This is a genomic window from Cellvibrio sp. 25HG11W-0 (genome assembly GCF_057815475.1).
Window position 1 is genome coordinate 832,612 of sequence record NZ_CM174230.1, and the last position, 22,967, is coordinate 855,578.

General features: G+C 47.7%; 18 protein-coding genes. 11 read left to right on the plus strand and 7 right to left on the minus strand.

Annotated features, from left to right (window positions below; all coding sequences use genetic code 11):
* Nucleotides 1-73 precede the first annotated feature (73 nt).
* The 10 genes from AC0KUT_RS03645 to AC0KUT_RS03690 all read left to right on the plus strand — a co-directional run bounded on the left by AC0KUT_RS03645 (nt 74) and on the right by AC0KUT_RS03690 (nt 17,218).
* The gene (locus AC0KUT_RS03645) at nt 74-1,732 is read left to right on the plus strand and encodes an alpha-glucosidase (RefSeq protein ID WP_488833565.1); all 1,659 of its coding nucleotides are present in this window, start codon (nt 74-76) and stop codon (nt 1,730-1,732) included.
* A gap of 537 nt (nt 1,733-2,269) precedes the next feature.
* Complete coding sequence (locus AC0KUT_RS03650; RefSeq protein WP_488833567.1) at nt 2,270-5,158, plus strand: TonB-dependent receptor; 2,889 nt, start codon at nt 2,270-2,272, stop codon at nt 5,156-5,158.
* 149 nt (nt 5,159-5,307) lie between these two features.
* Complete coding sequence (locus AC0KUT_RS03655) at nt 5,308-6,810, plus strand: tryptophan halogenase family protein (RefSeq protein WP_488833569.1); 1,503 nt, start codon at nt 5,308-5,310, stop codon at nt 6,808-6,810.
* A gap of 101 nt (nt 6,811-6,911) precedes the next feature.
* Entirely contained in the window at nt 6,912-8,990 is a 2,079-nt protein-coding gene (locus tag AC0KUT_RS03660) for a glycoside hydrolase family 97 protein (RefSeq protein WP_488833570.1), read from the plus strand.
* Nucleotides 8,991-9,061: 71 nt separating this feature from the next.
* On the plus strand, nt 9,062-10,987 hold the full coding sequence (locus AC0KUT_RS03665) for an alpha-amylase family protein (protein WP_488833572.1): 1,926 nt from the start codon (nt 9,062-9,064) through the stop codon (nt 10,985-10,987).
* 240 nt (nt 10,988-11,227) lie between these two features.
* A complete protein-coding gene (pulA, locus tag AC0KUT_RS03670) occupies nt 11,228-14,995 on the plus strand; it encodes a pullulanase-type alpha-1,6-glucosidase (RefSeq protein WP_488833574.1) in 3,768 nt (1,255 codons plus the stop codon).
* A gap of 260 nt (nt 14,996-15,255) precedes the next feature.
* Nucleotides 15,256-15,801 carry an RNA polymerase sigma factor SigZ gene (sigZ, locus tag AC0KUT_RS03675; RefSeq protein ID WP_488833576.1) on the plus strand — a complete coding sequence of 182 codons (546 nt, stop codon included), beginning with the start codon at nt 15,256-15,258 and terminating at the stop codon, nt 15,799-15,801.
* An 87-nt stretch (nt 15,802-15,888) separates the two neighbouring features.
* Nucleotides 15,889-16,356: a DUF6428 family protein gene (locus AC0KUT_RS03680; protein WP_488833578.1), complete on the plus strand. Its 468-nt coding sequence runs from the start codon at nt 15,889-15,891 to the stop codon at nt 16,354-16,356.
* 82 nt (nt 16,357-16,438) lie between these two features.
* Complete coding sequence (locus AC0KUT_RS03685) at nt 16,439-16,897, plus strand: CYTH domain-containing protein (protein WP_488833579.1); 459 nt, start codon at nt 16,439-16,441, stop codon at nt 16,895-16,897.
* A 111-nt stretch (nt 16,898-17,008) separates the two neighbouring features.
* A complete protein-coding gene (locus AC0KUT_RS03690; RefSeq protein ID WP_488833582.1) occupies nt 17,009-17,218 on the plus strand; it encodes a DUF2061 domain-containing protein in 210 nt (69 codons plus the stop codon).
* A gap of 112 nt (nt 17,219-17,330) precedes the next feature.
* Here AC0KUT_RS03690 and tatC read toward each other — a convergent pair whose 3' ends face one another.
* From tatC to AC0KUT_RS03725, 7 genes are read right to left on the minus strand one after another with little or no spacing between them, the layout of a single operon-like run.
* Nucleotides 17,331-18,104: a twin-arginine translocase subunit TatC gene (gene tatC, locus AC0KUT_RS03695; protein ID WP_488833583.1), complete on the minus strand. Its 774-nt coding sequence runs from the start codon at nt 18,102-18,104 to the stop codon at nt 17,331-17,333.
* Nucleotides 18,105-18,132: 28 nt separating this feature from the next.
* Nucleotides 18,133-18,621 (minus strand): Sec-independent protein translocase protein TatB, encoded by a 489-nt coding sequence (gene tatB, locus AC0KUT_RS03700; RefSeq protein ID WP_488833585.1) that lies wholly within the window; start codon nt 18,619-18,621, stop codon nt 18,133-18,135.
* A gap of 10 nt (nt 18,622-18,631) precedes the next feature.
* A complete protein-coding gene (gene tatA / locus AC0KUT_RS03705) occupies nt 18,632-18,904 on the minus strand; it encodes a twin-arginine translocase TatA/TatE family subunit (RefSeq protein ID WP_488833586.1) in 273 nt (90 codons plus the stop codon).
* A 25-nt stretch (nt 18,905-18,929) separates the two neighbouring features.
* On the minus strand, nt 18,930-19,274 hold the full coding sequence (locus AC0KUT_RS03710; RefSeq protein WP_488833588.1) for a phosphoribosyl-ATP diphosphatase: 345 nt from the start codon (nt 19,272-19,274) through the stop codon (nt 18,930-18,932).
* A 29-nt stretch (nt 19,275-19,303) separates the two neighbouring features.
* A complete protein-coding gene (gene hisI / locus AC0KUT_RS03715) occupies nt 19,304-19,684 on the minus strand; it encodes a phosphoribosyl-AMP cyclohydrolase (protein WP_488833591.1) in 381 nt (126 codons plus the stop codon).
* A 47-nt stretch (nt 19,685-19,731) separates the two neighbouring features.
* Nucleotides 19,732-20,583, minus strand: coding sequence for an aldo/keto reductase (locus tag AC0KUT_RS03720; RefSeq protein ID WP_488833594.1), 852 nt, complete (start codon nt 20,581-20,583; stop codon nt 19,732-19,734).
* Entirely contained in the window at nt 20,583-21,968 is a 1,386-nt protein-coding gene (locus tag AC0KUT_RS03725; protein WP_488833597.1) for an FAD-dependent oxidoreductase, read from the minus strand. The genes AC0KUT_RS03720 and AC0KUT_RS03725 overlap by 1 nt, the downstream gene beginning before the upstream one ends.
* A 129-nt stretch (nt 21,969-22,097) precedes the next feature.
* Here AC0KUT_RS03725 and AC0KUT_RS03730 point away from each other — a divergent pair, with 129 nt between their 5' ends.
* The gene (locus tag AC0KUT_RS03730) at nt 22,098-22,967 is read left to right on the plus strand and encodes an SDR family oxidoreductase (RefSeq protein ID WP_488833600.1); all 870 of its coding nucleotides are present in this window, start codon (nt 22,098-22,100) and stop codon (nt 22,965-22,967) included.

Genomic DNA, 22,967 nt, shown 5'->3' on the forward strand with positions numbered 1-22,967 from the left:
GCTTAAATCTATGCCCTATATAAAAGCGCACTCCTATAAAAATGTACCCTTCTCAAAAGGTTGAAAAGATTTTATGCAATCCTCTGTTCATCTCGCCGATTCGTCTGCTCATCAATCCACACCCTGGTGGCGCGGCGCAGTTATCTATCAGGTGTATCCGCGCAGCATGATGGATGCTAATGGCGATGGAATAGGGGATATCCCCGGAATAATCAGCAAGCTGGATTACATTGCCAGTCTGGGTGTTGATGCCATTTGGGTGTCGCCATTTTTTAAGTCGCCGATGAAAGACTTTGGTTATGACATCAGCGACTACCGCCAAATTGATCCAATCTTTGGCACGCTAGAAGATTTTGATGCGTTAATTGCGCAGGCACATCAGCGCAATATAAAAATTATCATTGATCAGGTGTTAAGTCATACCTCGGATCAACATGCTTGGTTTCAAGAAAGTCGCGAATCGCGCACTAATCCTAAAGCAGATTGGTATGTGTGGGCTGACCCGCAAGCGGATGGTACGCCACCTAATAATTGGCTGTCTATTTTTGGCGGCTCTGCGTGGGAGTGGGAGCCGCGCCGTTGCCAATACTATTTACATAATTTTTTAAAGTCTCAGCCAGATGTGAATTTTCATTGCGCTGCTGTACGCGCGCAAATTTTAGATGAAGTAGAATTTTGGTTGAAACGCGGCGTAGATGGCCTGCGTCTCGACGCGATCAACTTTTGTTTTCACGATCAAGCGTTGCGTTCAAATCCCTTTAAACCTGAGGCTGAGCGCAAGGGGCGCGGTTTTAAAGAAGATAATCCCTACGCATTTCAAAAGCATATTTACGACAATACCCGCCCAGAAAATCTCGCCTTTTTAGAGTCGTTGCGTGCACTCATGAATCGCTATCCCGGCAGCGTAACTCTCGGTGAAATCTCCTCGGAAGATTCGCTGAAAACTATGGCGGAATACACCAGTGGCGATAGCCGTTTGCACATGGCCTACAGTTTTGAGTTATTGGTCGATGAACTTTCCGGTAGTTATATTCGCCACACAGTCGAAACGCTTGAAAAAAGCTTGGGAGAAGGTTGGCCCTGCTGGTCAATCGGCAACCATGATGTAGTGCGTGTTATGTCGCGCTGGGGTGGCACAGCGCAATCGCCGGAGTTGGCAAAAACCCTGAACACACTGTTACTTTGCTTGCGTGGCAGTGTTTGTTCTTATCAGGGCGAGGAGCTGGGTTTAACGGAAGTTGAAATACAACATCATCAACTGCAAGACCCCTATGGCATTACTTTTTGGCCGCAATTTAAAGGTCGCGATGGTTGTCGCACGCCCATGCCCTGGACTAAAGGAGGCGCTCATGGTGGCTTTTCAACGGCACAGCCGTGGCTCCCTATTCCTGCGGAGCATGCTGCTGCGGCGGTGGAACAGCAGGAGCAGCAAGATACTTCAGTGCTGCAGGCTTATCGCGAATTTATGCATTGGCGCAAACAGCAGCCGGCATTGCAGTTAGGTGATATTCGTTTTATTGCCGATAGCAAAGATTATGTCGTGTTTGTGCGTCAGGTTGCACAGCAAACGCTCTTATGTGCGTTTAATTTTTCTGCGCAAACTCAGCGTATCGAGTTACCGCAGGCCTTTGAATTAAACGCTGTTAGTCTTCGTTATTGTTGTACACAACGCGGCGCGTCGACTCATCTTGACTTGGTGCCTTGGGGTAGTTTATTAGCTACTGTTAAATAGCGATACAATATTTAAACGATTTTCTTGAGTGGTATCTTCGGGTGTTAATTAATGGTTGTTTTTGCTGTTGTGGTATGGAGTTTTGGGGGCGCTTAGGCGCCCTTTTTTTTTGGCTTTTTATAGAGTTAATTGCCATTTAAATAGCATTTATTAAGGTTATTTTGTCGGTTGTTTTAATGCATATAGGCTAGGCTTTAGAGAATGTCGATGTAACCCGATTAAATAACAATTAATGCATACGTATGCGGAGGTGTTTTGACCAAATTGGTTCATTGAATACGTATGCACACGCTTGGAGTGGCGCGTGATTCGGCCTAGTATCTTTCACAGGACAGAAGCAATCTATTCCATCCCCTAGATTTCTGTTTTTGGTTATCTGTTTGGCTAAGCTTGTGTTGTAGCTAGGTAAGTAAATAGCTAAGTGATTAAGCCGCAAGGTAACGCGGCGATAAATAAACTAAGCAATTAAGTGGCTAAGCAAAACTTCACAATAAAAGTAACTCTTAATAATAGCGATGTCTCTGCGGAGAGAAAAACATGAAAAAACACACTTTTAACCCAATGCTAGCTCTGCTTTCAACAATGGCGTTAATGGCTGGATCTCAGGCCGTTTATGCACAACAAAATTCACAAGCTAAAACTGATGCTAAAGAAGTAGAGGAGGTCACTGTTACTGGCTTTCGCAGTACAGTGGTAAACGCACTAGACGCGAAGCGTAACTCCGACACTATTGCCGATGTTGTCGATGCTGGTGTCTTGTCTTCGCTGCCGGATCAATCTATCGCCGACGCCTTGGGTCGTATCCCTGGTGTGACCACTGTGCGCGATTCAGGTCAGTCTTCTCAACTTAATATCCGCGGTATGAATGGTGACTTTATTCAAACCACCTTGAATGGTCGCGAGCAAGCATCAACTTCTGGTTATACCGAAAGCACTCGCTGGATGGCATTCGATCAATATCCTGCTGAATTAATTACTCAAGCTGCAGTGTATAAATCACCTAAGGCGTCACACATTGAAGGTGGCGTGGCTGGTTTGGTAGATTTAAAAACAGTTAACCCGCTCACTGCACAACAAGACAATAGCTTTAATATTAGCGCCCGTAGTTCTTTCAATGACTCTGCTGCGGATGTAGGCGCGGATGAATTCGGCAATCGCTTCAGCGTCTCTTACCTCGGCAAGTTTATGGACGACACCCTCGGTGTTGCAGTCGGTTACTCGCATCTGGATCAGCCTAATAGCTTTGTAGGTGCACGTGCTGGCGCAGACTCATTTGTTGGTTACAAGTCTGATGTCGATGTAAACAATGATGGCACGAATGATTCACGTGCACGTGCGTTCCAATGGCAGGCGGGCACGGGTTCAGATACACGCGATGGCTATTTGGCCACTGTTGTGTTCCAACCAGCTGATAACTTTAAAGCGCAATTTGATTACTTCAAATCTGTCTTTGATCGCACCGATGAACGTCATGGTATTACCGTGAGTGCATTGGACAACACCAGCGCCTATGATTTTAGCAATACCAGTGTTGTAAACGGCTTAGTCACCGGTGGCACAGTTTCTATTACTGATCCAGCAACAACTTACGATTCTAGCCCTTGGTTTGAAGCGCGTACTGAAGATCAATCCACTAAAGCCGATACCGATAGCTACGGTTTAAACTTCGAATGGAATATTGACGAAAGTAATACTTTGACCCTGGATATTGCGAGCAGCGAAGGTACCAAAACGCGCAAAGACCGTTTGGTGTCTATGCACGCTTACGATCTGACCACTGATACCAGTGGTAGCTTAACGTCGTGGCAGGAAAAAGCCGGTCAATCGTTCACTTATATGAGTAGTGACGATGGTATGCCAAGCGTGAGTTTTAGTGGCGTAGATTTTACCGATTTAGATACTATGCGCTTGTCGCGCTACGAAGAATATCCACACCGCTATACGGATAAAGTTGATAGTTTCAAACTTGATTATAAGCTGGAGCTGGATACTAACTTTATTACCTCAATTGAAGCTGGTGTGCGTATTTCACAACGCGAATTTAACTCCAAACGCGGCGCATTCCTTTACGGTTCGCGCGATGGTCAATTTGGCGATACTGATAGCAGCTACTGCGCAGATAATATGACTGGATCGGAAGGCGACAGTACCTTTGTTGCTTGTATGCCGCAAGAGCTTAATGGTTTTGTATCAGTTGAATCATTGCCCGGTGTGCCTGATCATCTGGTTGTAACCAACATGGATGGATTGGCCTCGAGTATTTTCGGTGCTGGTAATTATTTGGGTAAACAAGTATTCAGCCGCGACTGGACTTTTGTTGAATCCGGCTTGCTGGAAGAAAAAGTTAATTCCTATTATTTGATGGCAAATATTGCTACTGAAATGGGCAATGTAGCCGTAACCGGTAACGTTGGTGTACGCATTGTACAAACTGATGAGAAGGCCAGCGGTGTTCAAAATGTAGGTTCTGGTAACGGCATTACTATTACCGATGACTTGGGCTTTACGTCGGATGCATTTGACTATGTTAAATACGGCCCAGAGTACACTGACACTCTACCAGAGATTAACTTGAACTTCGCCCTTACTGATTCCGATACCTTACGTTTTGCCGCTGCAAAAGTGATGGGGCGTCCACCGGTAGGTCAACTTAAAGGTGGTGCAGGATCATGGAACAGCACTAACAATAATGGTGAGGTTGAATACAACGTTTGGACCAAAGGCTCACCCTACTTGGATCCATTCCGCGCCACTCAATTTGACTTGTCTTACGAGCACTACTTTGATGAAGGTGATGCGATTACTGCCGCTGTCTTCTGGAAAGATATTGAAAGTTTGATTGAACAGCAATCTACTAATCCAGGTGCTGATGGTTTCGCAGCGCTGGGCATTGAAATTCCAGAGGGGCAAGTTGCCGGTATTTTCCAAACCTACGTCAACAACAAAAACGGTGGTTATATTCGCGGTGCTGAATTAGCCATTACCGATACTTTTTCTGAATTGCCAGGTATTTTCTCTGGTATGGGTGTAACGGCAAGTTATTCTTACACTGAAAGTGAAACCAAAATTGCTGGTGGTAGCCTCTATGGAAAAACTCTGCCTCTGCAAGGTTTGTCGCGCAATGTGTGGAGTGTGACTGGCTTCTGGGATATTGGCAGCTTTAGTTCTCATGTGAATGTACGCTACCGCGATCCTTACATCAGCAACTTGCTGGTACCAGGAGGAACCACGCCGGCGCTTTACAAAGAGTACACCACAGTTGACGCACAAGCCTCTTATGCGTTCGATAATGGTTTCGATGTTGTATTCTCGATCAACAACTTAACGGATGAGCCTAATATTGCCTCCTACGGCGAAGACAGCGCTTTAGGCGAATACAAAGAGTATGGTCGCCAGTACACGCTGGGTGTTAACTACAAGTTCTAATGCTAATTGATGCCTCAGCAATTTGGGTGAGGTGGCCTAATATAACGCCCGGCAAGTCATACTTGTCGGGCGTTTTATTTATCAAAAATGCTCGCTGTTTTAGCAAGAGCTGACTAAATTTAATTGTATTTTCCGTTTGCGAGAAAAGTATGAATAATAAAAATATTGTCATTTTGGGTGGCGGAACTGCCGGTTGGATCGCAGCCAATCTCATGGCTACCCACTGGGAGGGGCAGGGTTTTGACATAACTTTAGTGGAGTCCCCTGACATCGGCATTATCGGTGTCGGTGAGGGCTCCACTCCACCGCTGCGCGGCTTTATGAATGTCATAGGGGTGGAAGAATCTGAGTGGATGCATGAATGCAACGCCACCTATAAGGTAGGCATCAACTTTAAAGATTGGTCAACCAAGCCGGGCTTTAGCCACTACTTTCATCCCTTTTTATCGCAACCCGATGAATTCAGTGCCCCCGCGTTTTTTCACAACAGTTTTTTACGCCGTAAAGGAATCGATTTGGATGGGCATCCCGATCATTTTTTTCTCGCTACCGAATTAGCCAAGCAAAAATTGGCGCCAGTAGCACCGGATAACTTTCCCTTTGAAATTAACTACGGCTATCACTTCGATTCCGGTTTGCTGGGGAAGTTTCTCGCACGCAAAGCCGCAGCTAAAGGTGTTAAATATCAACAGACTACTATTGAGCATGTGAGTTTAACCGCTGATGGCAATATAGATTCACTGATAGCAAGCAATGGAGAAATTATTAAAGCTGATTTCTATGTGGACTGTTCTGGCTTTCGCAGCCAGTTATTACAGCAGGCACTAAAGGTTCCATTTATCAGTTGTGCTGATAGTCTATTTAGTGATTCAGCGGTGGTATTTCCCACGCCACAAATTGGCACTCCCGAGGTGCAAACCATCGCTACCGCGATGAAAAACGGCTGGGCTTGGACTATTCCGCTTACTAATCGCATTGGCAATGGCTATGTCTACAGTTCACGTTTTTGCAGCAAAGAAGAGGCAGAGCAAGAGTTTCGCGAACACCTAGGTTTGGTTGGGGTAGATGTAGAGGCGCGTCATTTACAATTTAAGGTGGGGCGTGTTGCAGAGCACTGGGCCAAAAATTGTTTGGCCGTCGGATTGTCGCAAGGCTTTATTGAGCCTCTCGAAGCTACCGCACTGGATATGGTGCAGGAAACTGTAGTGCGATTTATCGAAGCCTATAACAAAGGTGACTATAGCGATAAAGATCGGCAGGCTTTTAACGCGCGTATTAATTCGCGTTTTGATGCAGTGCGCGATTATATCGTCTGTCACTACCGCATTAGTAGCCGCAGTGATACTGAGTTCTGGCGCGCTAATGCCAGCAACGACAAAATATCACTTTCATTGCGTTCAATTTTAAGTGGCTGGGTGGCAGGTAAAAATCTCACCGATGAATTAGAGCAGCAAAAACTGGATGTCTATTTCCCTAATGTTTCCTGGAATTGTCTGCTGGCTGGCAAAGGTATTTACCCAATGCAGGAGCAGCTAGTAAAAGGCAACGAACTGGCTAATAAATACAGTATTGAAAAACTTCAAAAATATATCAAAGGCTGCGCGCTAAATTTTAAACCTCACTCCGAGCAGTTAGCATTATTGAGTAAGTAGCTAAAATCCTATTGTATCAACATATAAAGCTGCGTAGCAGTAGGCCAATCATTGCGCGGTAACTGGATGGCTATTTATCGCTGTTATACGAGGAAATTATTATGAATTTATTCACCAAGATAGTCTTTTGGTTAAGCTTACTCGGAGTTTTCCTGAGTATATTCGCTCAGGCCGAGACGCTAACTATTAGCTCGCCGGACGGAAAAATTACTTTTAGCCTCAGTGACACTAACGGTGTGCCTCATTATCAAGTGGGTTATCAGGGCCAAAGTGTTATTGCTAGCTCCACACTGGGTTTAGAATTTAAGACAGTCGATGCATTTGTACGCGATTTGAAAATCAGCCAGCATCAAAATTCAAGCAGTGACAGCACTTGGGAGCAGCCCTGGGGCGAGCAGCGTTTGATTCGCGATCAGCACAATGAATTGCTGGTAAGTTTTACCGGTATTCACAATGCTAAAAAGCTAATGAATTTGCGTGTGCGCGTGTTTAACGATGGTTTGGGTTTTCGCTATGAGGTACCCGAACAAAAAGGCTGGCTGAAAAAGGCCAATCAGCCGGTGGAAATTATTGATGAAAAAACCGAGTTCAGTGTGCCTACTCCAGAGCAGACTACCGCTTGGTGGATTCCCGCACGCAATTGGAATCGCTATGAGTATGTGTACAAGACTACGCCCTTAAGTGCCTTAGATCGCGCCCACACACCCTTTACCTTTCGTTTGCCCTCGGGTGTACACATGAGTATCCATGAGGCGGCTTTAACTGATTATGCGGCCATGACGCTTGACCAACAGCGTCCCGGAATTTTAAAAGCTGACTTAACGCCTTGGTCGGACGGTATAAAAGTTAAAACTACTCTGGGTTTTAAAACCCCATGGCGCACTATTCAAGTGGCGGCAGATGCGGCAGGCCTTATTAATTCATCGCTTATTTTAAATTTAAATGAACCTAACAAACTCGGCGATGTGAGCTGGGTAAAACCCGGTAAATACGTTGGTATTTGGTGGGGTATGCATATCCAAAAAAATACCTGGGGTTCGGGCCCAATTCACGGCGCTACCACTGAAAATACTAAGCGCTATATGGACTTTGCCGCGCACTATGGTTTTGATGGTGTTTTAGTTGAAGGTTGGAATGAGGGCTGGGACGGCGATTGGTACTATAACGGCGATATATTTAATTTCACCAAGCCCTATGCAGATTTTGATATGGCTGCGATTAGCGCCTATGGTAAAACCCTAGGTGTACGGCTTATTGGCCACCATGAAACCTCAGGGGCCGTGACCAACTATAAAAATCAAATGGCGGCGGCCTTTGATTTCTATAAGCGCAACGGCGTCACTCAGGTTAAAACCGGTTATGTAGCGGATGCTGGAAAAATAAAGCGCATTGATGAAAATGGCATAGCGCGCAACGAATGGCACGACGGCCAATTTATGGTGGGTGAATATTTGCGCTCAGTCACCGAAGCGGCTAAGCGTCATATCAGTATTAATACCCATGAGCCTATAAAAGATACCGGCCTGCGCCGAACCTATCCCAACTGGATAGCGCGCGAGGGTGCACGTGGTCAAGAGTACAACGCCTGGGGCTCACCGCCCAACCCGCCGGAGCACACGGTTATGCTGCCCTTTACGCGCATGTTGGCTGGCCCCATGGACTATACGCCGGGCGTATTTAATTTGGCGCCCTATGGCTTGGATGCGGAAAATCGTGTGCAGTCAACACTCGCTAAAGAGTTGGCGCTCTATGTGATTATCTATAGTCCCATCCAAATGGCAGCGGATGTGATTGAACATTATTTTGAAACCGATGGCATCACTTTAAAGCCGGGCTTTCAATTTATTCGCGATGTGCCAACCGACTGGGAAGAGAGCCGCGCGCTGGCCGGTAGCGTGGGTGACTATGTGGTAATAGCGCGCAAAGCACGCGCTGGTGGCGATTGGTTCTTGGGTGCTATTACCGATGAAAGTGCGCGGGTTATAGCTGTGCCCTTAAGTTTTCTTGATAAAGACAAACGCTATGAAGCACAAATTTATCGCGATGGTAAAAAAGCTGAGTGGCGCAGCAACCCTTACGATTTACTCATAGAGAAGAAAGTAGTTAGTGCAGCAGACAGCTTGAGCTTCCCGCTGGGAACCAGCGGTGGTGCGGCGGTAAGGTTTAAGCTCTTACCTTAATTAAGCATGGCTACAGAATGCAGCGACTCAGTCGCTGCATTTTTTTTACATTTTTTAAGAGGCGAAAGCTAATGCATACCTATTCTTTGCGTTCACTTGTAGTTGTGACCCTGCTGGCGCTTGGTGCTCTGGGCTGTTCACCTAAGAGTGAAAAAATACTTGCCACCACTGCAGTGGAGAAGCCTATCGACATGAATACACCTAGCGATTCATCTAGCACTGGCAAGCCCGTGGTCTATCAAATATTTACTCGCCTGTACGGCAATACTAAAACGACCAATAAACCTTGGGGAACCAAGGCTGAAAATGGTGTAGGTAAGTTTAATGATATAGATGCACGCGCACTGGCAGACATGAAAAGCCTAGGCGTGACTCATGTCTGGTACACGGGTGTTCCGCACCATGCGCTTATTGGGGACTACACGGCTTACGGTATTAGCAATGACGACCCAGACGTAGTTAAGGGGCGCGCAGGTTCGCCCTACGCGGTTAAGGACTATTACAACGTAAACCCAGATTTAGCGGTAGACCCAGCGCAGCGGCTCGCCGAATTTGAAGCCCTAATTGCGCGCACCCACGCGGCGGGCATGAAGGTCATTATAGATATAGTGCCCAACCATGTGGCGCGCGCTTACCACTCGCTAAGCTTGCCCGTGGGTGTTATCGACTTTGGTGCAACAGACGATAAAACCCTTGAGTACGCGCGTGACAATAATTTCTATTATGTGCCTAACGAAAACTTTAAGGTGCCAGTTGCGCAGGGTGGTTATAAGCCATTAGGTGGTGAGCCGCACCCGCTTAGCGATGGTGTGTTTGATGAGCAGCCAGCAAAGTGGACCGGCAATGGTTCGCGTTTAGCGCAACCTAAGTTTGATGATTGGTACGAAACGGTGAAAATAAATTACGGTGTTCGCCCCGATGGCACTAAGGATTTTCCTCTGCTGTCTGAAGACTATGCACAAAAAACGGTGGCTGAGCATGCAGATTTTTGGCAGGAAAAAAGCGTTCCAAATTCTTGGATTAAATTTCGTCAAATTGCGGCCTACTGGCAGACTAAGGGGGTAGATGGTTTTCGTTACGACATGGCGGAAATGGTGCCGGTAGAATTTTGGAGCTATTTAAATTCGGCAATTAAAACCACTAACCCCAATGCATTTTTATTGGCCGAAGTTTATAACCCTGCGGAGTATCGCAATTATATTCGCCTAGGGAAAATGGACTACCTCTACGACAAGGTAGAAATGTACGATACGCTTAAAGCTATTATACAGGGTAAAGAAAACGCCAGCGCAATCGCCAAGGTGCAGGCGGGCATGATGGATATAGAAGAGCATATGCTGCACTTTTTAGAGAACCACGATGAGCAGCGTATCGCCAGCCCCGAGTTTGCAGGTAAAGCAGAAAAAGCAATGCCCGCTATGGTGGTGTCCACGCTTATTAGTCGTTCGCCTACCATGCTGTATTTTGGTCAAGAGGTAGGTGAAACAGGCGCTCTGGATTCCGGTTTTGGCGACCCATCACGCACCAGTATTTTTGATTATGCTGGCGTGCCTGCGCATCAGCGCTGGATGAATGACGGAAAGTTTGATGGTGGCCAATCAACGCAAGATGAAAAGGAGTTGCGTGATTTTTATCGACAACTTCTTAATTTATCGAGAGAGGACGTTGTCGCCAAGGGTGGCTATAGTATGCTGCCCATTGGTGAATATGATCAGCCCAGCGAGGATCTGAAAAAAATATTTTCTTTTTCGCGAGCTACTGATAAAACACGATGGATTGTGGTTAGTAATTTTGATGCTCAAAGTCGCCATGTCATTTCACTGAAGCTGTCGCCTCAGATTGTTTCGGAATGGCATTTAAAAAAATCCAAATATTTATTGCAGGATCGACTGCATCCAACTGAAAAACCCATGGAATTAACGCTTAGTAGTGACGGCGGCCAGCTGCAGTTACAGTTGGCCCCATTGTCTTCGGTCGTTCTTGAATTAATTCTCTAATTCAACTAAGTGTTCTGCATACGTATGTAGTGGGTTTGGTTTTATGAATACGTATGTAGGCGCTTGTTTGTCGCCTTGTTAAACTCGTAGTATCAGTTCTATGCAATGGCTTGAACACGCATTGTTTTTTTGCTTGTCGTTTTATCCTCTCCTTTTTACGTCACCTTGATACATCTGGCGCAGCCTAGCTGCGCATTTTTTCTAATAAAAAATAACGCGCTTGATAACAAGAGACTTACCATGAAAAACACTTTAATTTCCTTGGGGACTTGCTTTGGCATTTCGCTCCTAACTATGTCGGTGGCGCAGGCTGCCCCCGCAAGTGTAACCCTTGCGGGTTCACTGCAATCAGAGCTGGGTTGCAGTGCCGATTGGCAGCCATCTTGTAGCACAACTTTTTTACAAAAAAATGGCGACCTCTGGACTGGGGCTTTTACGGTGCCCGCTGGTTCCTGGCAATATAAAATGGCACTTGATGGCGCCTGGACTGAAAACTACGGCGCTAATAAAGTTAAAGATGGCGACAATATCAGCTTTGCCTTAGCGGCCGAGAAATTGGTGACGTTTACCTTTAATGAAGTTACCCACGAAATTACCGACGACTCCCAAGCGGGGGGTGTTGCGCCGGTTGATCCACAGCCTGACTCAGTGGTCATTGCCGGCGATCTACAGGCGGCACTGGGTTGCAGTGGCGATTGGTTGCCAGTATGCAGTGCCACGCAATTAAGTTTAGAGACCCTAGACGGCGTTTGGCAGCAAACCCTGTCGGTACCCGCAGGCAATTGGAATTTTAAAGCTACTTTAAATGGTGGCTGGGCCGAAAATTACGGCGCTAATGCCAGCGCTGGCGGTAGCAATATAGCCTTGAGTTTAGCGGCGGCTACCGATGTTAAGTTCTATTACAGCCATAAAACTCACTGGGTAACGTCCGATGCCAATGCAGTTATAGCCACGGCAGTGGGCAACTTCCAAAGCCAATTGGGTTGCAGTGGCGACTGGCAGCCGGATTGTTTGCGTACTTGGTTGCAGGACCCAGATGGCAATGGTCTCTACACCTTTTCAACAACCGCTTTGGCCATTGGCGACTACAGTGTAAAAGTAGCACTAAACGAAGCTTGGGATGAAAGCTATGGCAACAATGGTGGCAATATTGAATTTGCAGTCACTACAGCAAATCAAAAAGTTGTCTTCACCTTTGATGCGGTCAATAAAAAAGTCTACGTGGGCGATGAGGTAGTAGCTGGCGATTTAAAAACTGCCAAAGCCTATTGGTTATCGCGCGATACCATCGCACTAGATTTGACGCAAGAAGTTGCGGCAGCGGTAAATGTTAAGTTGCACTATTCTACCGACGCTAGCCTTACCACGAGTCCTGCGGGTGTTTCAGGTGGCCAAACTATCTCGTTGAGTTATGACGCGGCAGGTTTGAGCGATGCGATAAAAACCAAGTATCGCCATTTAAACAATCTAGCGGCCTTTAAAATTTCTGCATCAGACCTTGCATTGGTGCCCAGTATTTTGCAGCAACAAATTGCGGTGTCAGCCACTAACCTCAATGGTAATTTAGTTGAAGCTACGGGCCTGCAGTTTGCGGGTGTACTGGACGATCTCTTTACCTATAGCGGCAGTCTAGGTGTTACCTATGCCGGTTCAGTAGCCAGTGTAAAACTTTGGGCGCCCACCGCGCAGCAAGTTAATTTACATGTGTTTGCCGACGCTGATGCCAGCACTACAGCGACTGTTGTGCCTATGACATTTGACGCCGCTACCGGTGTATGGAGCCTTGAGGGGAACGCATCCTGGAACCGTCAATACTATTTATTTGAAGTGAATGTGTTTGTGCGTCACACCGGAAAAATAGAAAAAAATATCGCCACAGATCCCTACAGTTTAAGTACCTCGGCCAATGGTAAGCGCAGTCAGTTTATTAATTTGAATGATGCAGACCTGAAGCCAGACGGTTGGGATAACCAAGCTAAGCCCGCCTTTGCTGCGCCAGAAGACATGGCCATTTATGAATTGCATGTGCGCGACTTTAGTATTGCCGACGAAACTGTGCCGAGCACCGAGCGCGGTACCTTTGCCGCCTTTACTGAAACCACCTCTAACGGCATGAAGCATTTGCAGGCGCTAGCGGATGCGGGTATGACGCATATTCATTTGCTGCCGGTGTTTGATTGCGCCACGATTAATGAAAACAAAGCTGAGCAAAAAACAATTCTCGATAACCTTGCCACCTACGCACCCGACAGTGAAGCGCAACAGGCGGCAGTAGAGGCGATTCGTGGGCAGGATGGTTTTAACTGGTGTTATGACCCGCATCACTACACGGTACCTGATGGCAGCTACGCCACCACACCAGACGGCACCGCGCGTATTCGCGAATTCCGCAGCATGGTGGCATCACTTAATAAAATGGGTTTGCGCGTGGTGATGGACGTAGTTTACAACCACACCAGTGGTTCACTATTGGGTGAGAATTCAGTCTTGGATAAAGTTGTTCCGAGCTACTATCACCGCCTAAACGCCAAGGGTGATATTGAAACCAGCACCTGTTGCGCCAACACCGCCAGTGAAAATAACATGATGGAAAAACTCATGGCCGACTCCATCAAAACCTGGGCAACTGCCTACAAGGTTGATGGCTTCCGCTACGACATCATGGGTCATCACACCAAAGACAATATCCTCAATATTAAAAATGCCGTGCAAGCACTCACGCCCGCAAACGACGGCGTTGATGGCAGCAAGATTTATTTTTACGGCGAGGGTTGGAACTTTGGCGAGGTGCAAAACAATGCGCGCTTTACTCAGGCAACCCTTGGCAATATGAGCGGCACCGGTGTAGGCACCTTTAATAATTTTATTCGCGATGCGGTGCGCGGCGGCGGGCCTTTTGATTTAGGTATTGATCATGTTAAAACGCAAAGTTTTATCAATGGTCTCTACCTGGACCCCAACGCCGAAAATACGGCCAATGCAGACAGCAAAGCGGAGCTGTTAAAGCAGAGTGATGTATTGCGTGTGGTATTAGCGGGCAGCTTGGCGGACTACTCCTTGGTGGATCGCACTGGCGCCAACAAAAAAGCCTCGACGATTGAGGGCGCGGGTTACACCCAAGACCCACAGGAAACTATTAACTACATTGAAGCTCACGACAACGAAACTCTGTTCGATATGATTCAGTACAAGGCACCGCTGGCAACCAGTATGGCCGAGCGTGTGCGCATGCAAAACTTGGGTAATTCAATTGTAATTTTGGCGCAGGGCATTCCATTTGTTCACGCAGGGCAAGACATGCTGCGCTCAAAATCAACCGACCGCAACAGTTACGACGCGGGCGATTGGTTTAACGCTATTGACTACACCTATCAGCATAATGGCTGGGGTAAAGGCCTGCCGTTAAAAGCAGACAATGAGCAAAACTGGGCCATTACTAAACCCCTGTTAGCGAATGCGGCACTTATGCCTACAGCTGCCGACATAGCGCGCACTCGTGAGCACATGACTGAGCTGTTAAAAATTCGTCGCAGTTCTAAATTATTCCGTTTAGAAACCGCAGCGCAAATTCAACAGCAGGTGGCTTTTTATAATACCGGTGCCGCGCAAAAACCTGGCGTAATTGCCATGGCTCTCAAAGACAGCGACGCCAACCTAGATCCAAATGCTGAAGCCATAGTGGTTATTTACAATGCCAACACCACCAGTCAAACCTTGGCGATTGCCGACTACAAAGGCTGGGATTTTTCACTGCACGCGGTGCAGCAAGCCTCAAGTGATAGCCGCGTAAAAACCGCCGCTATGGACAAAGCCAAAGGCGAGTTTACTGTGCCCGCGCGCACCATGGCGGTATTTGTAGCCACTCAAAAACCCGCGGTAGTCGAGCCAACCGAGCCAACACCAACCGAACCTGCTAAGCCCAAAAAAGGTGGCGGCTCTAGTTCTCTATTTTTATTGCTGTTATTGGTTGGATTCTGGGCTGTGCCCATGGCTAAACGTAAAGTATAACGCCTGGCGCTAGCGCCGGTTGCAACCTAAAACACGCCAGTAATCTTACTGGCGTGTTTTTTTATGGCTGAGATTTTTATGGCTATGAATGTTGGCCTGTGCGGTGGGGGACTAAAGGAGGGTTTCACTAAATCAAAAGAAATTGTTGTAGTATTCTTGCTGGCGCTCCCCTGATAGCCGTTGTATCGCAATACTTTACGTCCGCGCGGGGCTAGTTATTGAGTGGGGCATATTATCCATAGGGCACAAAGGGAATCAGCGTGAATACAGCGAAAGATATTTGGGGCGAATTCCATATAAAGCTAGCCGCCTTTATTCGGCGCAAAGTTGCTGAAGAGGTGGTAGATGATCTTCTTCAGGATGTGTTTTTAAAAATTCATACTCGGATTGGTTCTTTGAAGGACGATGAAAAACTTGAAAGCTGGGTTTATCAGATAACGAGAAACACCATAATTGATCATTATCGCTCACGGCGGGCAAGTGAGCAGTTATCTGATTGGATAGAGCAACCTCAGCGTGAAGACGCAGAAATGATCATAAAAGAATTATCTGCATGCCTTGAACCCATAATTAAAGTGTTGCCGGAAAAGTACCGCAATGCAGTTCAGCTGTCCGATATTGACAATAAAACTCAAAAAGAGGTGGCCGAGCAGGAGGGAATATCAATATCGGGTGCGAAATCAAGAATTCAACGAGGGCGGGCTTTATTAAAAGGGATGCTGTATGAGTGCTGTCGATTTGAGGTTAACCCTAAACAGCAAGTGATATCTTACGAGGAGAAGCACCAGTCCTGTCAGTTTTGTTAAGTTTAATTTTTTTGCGTCCTTTCTCTTTAGTCTGCGTCTATAGAAGTGTAATGAAACTATTTTTATAACTTCACGCAAGAGACGATTATGACTATTAAATATCAGCAACTTATAGACAGCCTGTGTAAGTACCCTCAGTTTTCAGTGGAGTTCTATTTACCCAATGGCAATCCAATACCTGAATATTTTCATTTGACGGATGTTGGCAGTGTTTTTCGTTATTTTATTGATTGCGGTGCTCAAGTAAGAGATGAGTCTTTTGTGCAAATTCAATTATGGCTTGGCAAAGACATTGATCATCGTTTAAATGCTGCAGGAGTATTAAAAATACTAAGCCATAGCAATGTTGTGTTGGATAAATTACCCAACTTAAAAAATGCTGATGTAATTGTAGAATACCAAGACGAATTAACGTCTCAGTATCCGATTGCTCGAATCGAAAAGGCAGAGCAAGCAATTAGAGTTTATTTAAAGCCAGCGGAAACTCAGTGTTTAGCCGCTGTTAGGCATGAGCAAGAAAAAGTAAGCGGTAAATCTTGTTGCGGATCTAAATGAAGATGGCAGCTTCTGTGGTAAACATGCACGAGATTGACGAAAAGGTATTTTAAATCAAGTCTGCAACTAGGTGATTTTTACTATGGCGATAGAAATTGAGCGAAAATTTTTAGTGGTTGGCGATGACTGGCGCACTGCGTCTGCTGTGTTTTACTCTCAGGGATATTTAAGCCGGGTGCCGGAGCGCACAGTGCGGGTGCGTATTGCCGGCGAGCAGGCTTTTCTTACTATTAAAGGTAAAACCCAAGGTGCGAGCCGCGCCGAGTTTGAGTACGAAATACCGCTCGCGGATGCGCGCGAATTATTGTTGTTGTGCGAGCAGCCGCTGATTGAAAAATATCGCCGCAAGATTACTTATGATGGTTTTGTGTGGGAAGTGGATGAGTTTTTGGGGGAAAACCAAGGGCTTGTGGTCGCTGAGATTGAGTTACCCGCAGCAGATACCCCATTCGCGAAACCGAATTGGGTGGGAGATGAGGTGACTGAAGATGCGCGTTACTACAACTCCAATTTGATCGCCTTACCCTATGTTCGATGGTAGCGATTTACTTTATTAAATAGTTTTAATCTATTAATGGTATTCGGTTAATTGCCTTTAAGTATTTTCTCGGGTTGGTAGTATGGCGCTAACAAACAACCAGAGGACAAGATTATGGCTAAGACCGCTTCTTTCGCTGCAATTCACTTCACTGTTGCCTTCTCAGTGGGCTATGCCTTTACCGGCAGCGTGCTGGTCGGCGGTACTATGGCCTTGGTAGAGCCAGCAATTAATACTATGGCTTACTATTTTCACGATCTGGGGTGGCAGAAGCTGCAGGCGAATAAAGCGGTGTTGGAAGAGGTGTTTGCCAATAGCGTTTAGCTCTAGCTAAAATATTTTGGCTTAGTTTCTTCACTATAAAAAACCTCCTTAGGCTAGCGCTTAAGGAGGTTTTTTATCGCTATACGTTTTGATGTATTACGCGAGGTCTCAACTACTTATCTTTTTCAACGATTTCGGCTTCATTCTCGTCTTCGTCCGCGGGTTTGGCGATGAGTCGACCGAAGAATAGGCCTGCCTCAAACAATAACCACATGGGCACGGCGAGCATGAGTTGCGACATTACATCAGGTGGGGTGAGCATCATGCCCACCACAAAGCAGCCCACAATTATGTAGGGGCGCTTTTTGGCGAGGTTGTCAGGGGTGGTTACACCCGCGTGAATCAGCAGCAATGTGGCTATGGGGATTTCAAATGCAAAGCCAAAGGCGAAGAACATGTGGAGCACAAAATCCAAGTATTTGGTGATATCCGTCATGGTGGTGACGCCCTCCAAACCTATGCCCGCCATAAAGCGGAAGATGGTTGGGAATACTAAAAAGTAGGCGAAGGCCATGCCGAGAAAAAATAACAGAACGCTGGATACTAATAGTGGGAGCGCCAGACGCTGTTCGTGCTTATAGAGGCCTGGTGAAATGAATGACCAGATTTGGTAGAGAATAAAGGGCACAGAAATAAGCATGGCCACAAAAAAGGTGAGTTTCATGGGCGTTAAAAAAGGCGAGGCGACATCGGTGGCGATCATGCTGGCGCCTGCCGGTAAAACCGCTAATAGCGGCTTAGATACCAATCCATAAATTTTGGCGGAGAAAGGAAAGAGACAGAAAAAAGTAATCACTAAAAAATAAATTAAATGCAGCAAGCGGTCGCGCAATTCGAGCAGATGCTGTACCAGTGGTAATTCTTTATCGCTAGATTCGTTGCTCATAGGGCTTATTATTAGACCTTGTCGCGGATCATGACTGACCCTGTTTGGTGGTGTCGGCGTTATTGTTATCGGCGTTGCTTGCTACAGGGGCGTCGCTAATGACGGTCGCATTACTATCGGTATCGGTAGTGGATGCGATTTCTGCAGCGGGAGGCGCTTGGTGATCTGGGCCGTGCGCATGGTCGGGTAGTTCTTCATGCTCGTAGGTTTGCGCTTGCGGCTTGGAATCTGAATCCAGCGCCGCGCGGGTATCCGCGAGCATATTGTTGTAGGTGGTTTCCATGTCTAAGCGGGCTTTCTCGATATTCTCCATAATTTCTTCATTATGAAGCTGGCGACGAATGTCATCGGCGCCAATTTGCCGCTCAATTTCACTGCGCGTTTCGCGCAGGCTACGCTTGAGGCGGCCAATCCAGAGGCTGACCGTGCGCACTGTTTCAGGCAGGCGCTCGGGGCCAATGACCACCAGCGCGACTACCAAGCAGATAAGTAACTCTGTGAATCCAATATCAAACACGGCTTAAACCTTATTGTTGTTTGTGTTCGGATTTTTCATTAACTGTGCTGGCGTCGGGTGTTTTTGCCTGCTGTTCCAGTTTTTGGGCTTCGGTTTTTTGCTGCTCTTCTTTCTCAGCGTCTTCCGGTGTGCTCATGGAGTTTTTAAAACCTTTGATGGCATTGCCAAGGTCGCTGCCGAGACTGCGCAAGCGTTTGCCGCCAAAAAGAATCAGCACAATCACCAAAATGATGATGAGCTGTGTGGGGCTGCCGAAATTACCTGCAAAATTACCTGCGTCCATGATTATTTCCTCTTATTAGTCGCGTTTAGTGGGGATTGATATTGCGCGTGGCTTTTTCATCGTGTCCTGAGACATCAAAGCGACGCGCTAATTCGTTTAGGACCGCATCGGCATTTTCGCCGAAATGCGAGAGCATGACCAAGCTGTGAAACCAAAGATCGGCAGTTTCGTAGATGAGGTCGTCGTGGTTGCCGCTGGTTTGAGCATCCTTTGCGGCTAAAATCGTTTCGGTGCATTCCTCACCGACTTTTTCCAGAATCTTATTAAGCCCTTTTTTATGCAGGCTGGCAACATAGGAGGATTCGGCATCGGCGCTATTTTTGCGCGCTTCGAGAATAATCGTCAGTTGTTTGAGGACGTCGTTATTCATAGCGGAGGGGACTCTTGTTGTTTTGGTGATCAGTAAATTTCGCTGGGGTCTTTGATGACGGGCTCTACTATTTGCCAATCACCATCGCGCAGTACCCGGTAAAAACAGGATTCGCGCCCCGTATGGCAGGCGATGCCGCCAACTTGCTCTACCTGGAGCACGATTACATCTTCGTCGCAGTCCAGGCGAATTTCGTGGAGTTTTTGCACGTGTCCTGATGACTCGCCTTTGTGCCAGAGTTTGTTGCGCGAGCGCGACCAGTATACCGCATGGCCCAGCTCAGATGAGAGTTTTAGTGCTTCGCGGTTCATCCAGGCCATCATCAAAATGCGGCCGCTGTCGGCATCTTGCGCTATGGCGGGCACGAGGCCATCGCTATTCCAGTGTATTTGGTCGAGCCAGTCAGTCATGGTATGTCCAATGTGTTGTCGATGTTGTTTATCACTGATTCTGTTTATTACTGATGGTGCGCGCGCAGTGCTTTGAGCAAATTGTCGCGCAGGTGGTGTTCGTTCAGTGTACCTATGATGGCGCTGGTAACGCCGGTTTTGCTGTAGGCAAAATTTAACGCGGTTTGAATAGGGTCTTTTTCAGCTGCATTTTCGCCCGCAGAATGAGATGCCAATTCTGGAGGCGCATCATGGCAGATATGGCCGCTGGCGAGAACTTTTTTTAGTAAAACGCCGGTGCCGAGGCGCGCAGCTTCATCAATAACGCCTTCTTCATCGGTGTAGTTGATGTTGAATGCGGGCATGAGAACATCACACAGTGGCGCAGCGGCGAGGCCACCGGCCAAGGTTTTAGTGGATATGCCAAAGGCGCGAATCCAGCCTTCTTGCTTGAGTTGCCCGAGCGTTTGCAGGGCACCTGAGCGCTCCAGTATTTCAATATCATTGCCATCAGAATGAATGAGCACTATGTCGAGATAGTCGGTGCGCAGGCGCCGCAGGCTGCGTTCGACGCTCATACGGGTGTGCTTGGGGCTGAAATCAAAGCTAGATTTCCCCTGATCTGAAAATTTGTCGTGCGTGAACTCTTCGCCAGTTTTGGTGGATATGATCCAGTCTTTGCGTTCTTTGCGCAGTAAATCGCCCAAGCGCTCTTCGCTGTAGCCGTAGGCGGGCGCGGTATCCAGTAGGTTGACGCCAAAGTCGCGCGCGCAGTCGAGCAGCCTGCGAATCTGCTCATCGCTTGGTAAATCAAAAGGAATCGGGTGCTTTAAGCCTTGGTTGCGACCGAATTTGACGGTGCCTAAACCCATGCTGCTCACGCGGATATCCGTGTGGCCAAGTTGATTGAGCGGCAGCATCAAGTGTTCTCCTTGTTGTTCTTGGTATTCACCTCCACCTCGATTTCATAATCCTCATAGAGTTCGTGTCTGAAGCGCAGCTCCAAAACCTCTTCTGGGCTCATGGCGGGAGGAAAGGCCAATTCCCACGGAGTTTTGGCGAGCGAGGGTAAGGCTAAGTGCTCACGCAGTTGCTTGAGTCCGACGTTTTTCTCCGTTGCGTTCACTGCGCCTTTTCTCGTTGCTTGCGCTGCGCTGAGGGGCGCGCAAGTTTTGGCCAGCTTTGCTTCGCTAAAGAGCTTAAGTGCTTCATTGGCGAGGTTGGGGGCCAGTGTTAGTTTGGTGGGCCAGCCGAGTAAAAGGTTGGCGGTGCCTTCAACATGTTGAATAAAGGCATTATCGGGGCGTGCAAAGCCGGGCTGCTCTGGTTCTGCGCGTGCTATAGGCAAGGTGGCCCAATCGGCATTATTCAAATTAATCCAGGGTATAAGTTCTGCCAATTCGGTTTTGGCGAGTTCAATCAGTGCGGCTGGATCCATGGTTGCGCCTTTTTCTGCCAAGCTGCCGCCCAAATACCAAATGCGCGCGCCATCGGGCAGGCGATGGCTGGAAATAGTCAGGCGCGGTGTGGTCTCTGCACCTAGGCAGTGGCCGTAAAAATCGAAAGGGTAGTGGTGCTTTACCATCACCTGCTGCAAGGGGCGCAGCTGCATAGCAGGCTGCGCGAGATCCAGTTGCTGCATGAGTTCGCCATTGCCTTTGCCTGCGGTAAACACAAAGCGCTGAGCGTGAATCTCAACCGGTTGTTCGGGATTTTCAATAGCGAGCGATAGCGTGCCTTGGGCATCTTTCTTGAGGCGCGCTTGGGTCCAATCTAGCTGAAAGCAGTTGGCTTCAACATTGTTGGCGAGGTTGGCAATGAGGCTGGGTGTATCTATCACAATGTCTTCAAGACGATAAAGGCTGCCTTTGAAATCGTGACGGCGCAGCAGGGGTGGGCGACGATCTGGGTGCACGGCTTCCACGCGGCCACGGGTGATTTTACTCGCTAAAAAGTTGGTGAGCTTGGACGCAAGGCTGTCGCTCGACCATAAAAAGAAATGGTCGCTGAGAATGCGGGTGTGGCGCAGGTCCACATCGCCTGCGCCGCACAGGCAGGCGCGCCAGTGCTTGGGCATGTCTGCAATGGCTTCAGAGGCGCCTGTGAGTGCGCCCGCGAGAGTGTATTTCATACCGCCGTGAATCATGCCTTGAGAGGCAAGACTTTGGTCGCTGCCCAGTGCTTTGGCTTCGAAGAGTGCCGCAGAATAGCCTTCTGCAACGCAGCGATTCGTGAGCCAAAGGCCTGCGACACCGCCGCCAATAATGGCAATATCCAAATCAATGCGTATTGGTTTGGGCTTCATAGGCAGGCTCTTCAGGCTAGATAATATAAAAAAGAGACGCAGTATAAGGTTTTAGCGCGCGAATTACTCTTGTCGCACTGAGTGATTCTGCTGTTAATATGGGGCAGTTTTTTCGCAAACCTTGGATTTATGTCTTTGAAATTATTACTCACCCAAAGAGAGTCGGCGCTGGGCGGCGCACTCGAACACGAACTGGAACGCGAGCAGTTCAACCTTTTGTTGCCTGCAGATACCGATGTGGATTGGGCTGATGCATCCTTGGTTAGCGCCTACCTGCGCAAGCAGCGCCCCGATCTCGTGATTAACTGCCGCGCCTGGGAGCAGTTGGGCGATGTGCAGGGGCGTCAATACTTTATTGAAGCTGCCGCACATTTAGCAAACGTATGTGGCGAACTCGATATTCCCCTCATCCACTTCTCCAGCTATGAAGTGTTTGGCGCGGAAAATAAAGTGACGCATAGCGAGAAAGATGCCGTTGCCCCACTCAATGAAATTGGCGAGGCGCTAGTCGCCGCCGAAACAGAAATTGCCAAACTAGCGAAGCATATTATTGTGCGCCTGAGTTGGGTGATTGGCGCCTATGGCGACAATATACTTACGCGTTTGTTAAGTGGATTTATGGCGGGTGCAGCGCTTGACGTAAATCGTCGTTTGCGCGGTGCACCAACAGCCTTGTCCGATGCTGCGCGCGTTGCAGTAGCGCTGGTTAAGCAAATTAATTGTGGCGCTGACAATTGGGGCGTGATGCATTACTGCGCGGGCGATGCCTGCAGCCAAGAAGAATTTGCTGAACAGGTGTTGCAGCTACTGATACAGCAGCAATTACTGACGGCTGAGCCAAGCCTCAGTGTGGTAGAGCACGACCCCATTAATGAACCTGTAAGTGCCATTCTCGGTTGTCGCCGTCTGCGCGATTATTTTGGTATACAGGCGCGCTCTTGGCGGCCCAGTTTGTTGCCGCTGGTAAAACAGTGGTTGCATAATCGTGAGCAGCAATAA

Excerpts from the sequence above, each read along its gene's own strand:
- AC0KUT_RS03690 (WP_488833582.1), top strand. The coding sequence starts at position 17,009 with ATGGCTAAGACCGCTTCTTTCGCTGCAATTCACTTCACTGTTGCCTTC.
- AC0KUT_RS03665 (WP_488833572.1), top strand. The coding sequence starts at position 9,062 with ATGCATACCTATTCTTTGCGTTCACTTGTAGTTGTGACCCTGCTGGCG.
- tatA (WP_488833586.1), bottom strand. The coding sequence starts at position 18,904 with ATGGACGCAGGTAATTTTGCAGGTAATTTCGGCAGCCCCACACAGCTC.
- pulA (WP_488833574.1), top strand. The coding sequence starts at position 11,228 with ATGAAAAACACTTTAATTTCCTTGGGGACTTGCTTTGGCATTTCGCTC.
- AC0KUT_RS03720 (WP_488833594.1), bottom strand. The coding sequence starts at position 20,583 with ATGCTGCCGCTCAATCAACTTGGCCACACGGATATCCGCGTGAGCAGC.
- AC0KUT_RS03650 (WP_488833567.1), top strand. The coding sequence starts at position 2,270 with ATGAAAAAACACACTTTTAACCCAATGCTAGCTCTGCTTTCAACAATG.
- AC0KUT_RS03725 (WP_488833597.1), bottom strand. The coding sequence starts at position 21,968 with ATGAAGCCCAAACCAATACGCATTGATTTGGATATTGCCATTATTGGC.
- AC0KUT_RS03685 (WP_488833579.1), top strand. The coding sequence starts at position 16,439 with ATGGCGATAGAAATTGAGCGAAAATTTTTAGTGGTTGGCGATGACTGG.
- AC0KUT_RS03655 (WP_488833569.1), top strand. The coding sequence starts at position 5,308 with ATGAATAATAAAAATATTGTCATTTTGGGTGGCGGAACTGCCGGTTGG.
- tatC (WP_488833583.1), bottom strand. The coding sequence starts at position 18,104 with ATGAGCAACGAATCTAGCGATAAAGAATTACCACTGGTACAGCATCTG.
- AC0KUT_RS03710 (WP_488833588.1), bottom strand. The coding sequence starts at position 19,274 with ATGAATAACGACGTCCTCAAACAACTGACGATTATTCTCGAAGCGCGC.
- AC0KUT_RS03730 (WP_488833600.1), top strand. The coding sequence starts at position 22,098 with ATGTCTTTGAAATTATTACTCACCCAAAGAGAGTCGGCGCTGGGCGGC.
- AC0KUT_RS03645 (WP_488833565.1), top strand. The coding sequence starts at position 74 with ATGCAATCCTCTGTTCATCTCGCCGATTCGTCTGCTCATCAATCCACA.
- AC0KUT_RS03660 (WP_488833570.1), top strand. The coding sequence starts at position 6,912 with ATGAATTTATTCACCAAGATAGTCTTTTGGTTAAGCTTACTCGGAGTT.
- hisI (WP_488833591.1), bottom strand. The coding sequence starts at position 19,684 with ATGACTGACTGGCTCGACCAAATACACTGGAATAGCGATGGCCTCGTG.
- AC0KUT_RS03680 (WP_488833578.1), top strand. The coding sequence starts at position 15,889 with ATGACTATTAAATATCAGCAACTTATAGACAGCCTGTGTAAGTACCCT.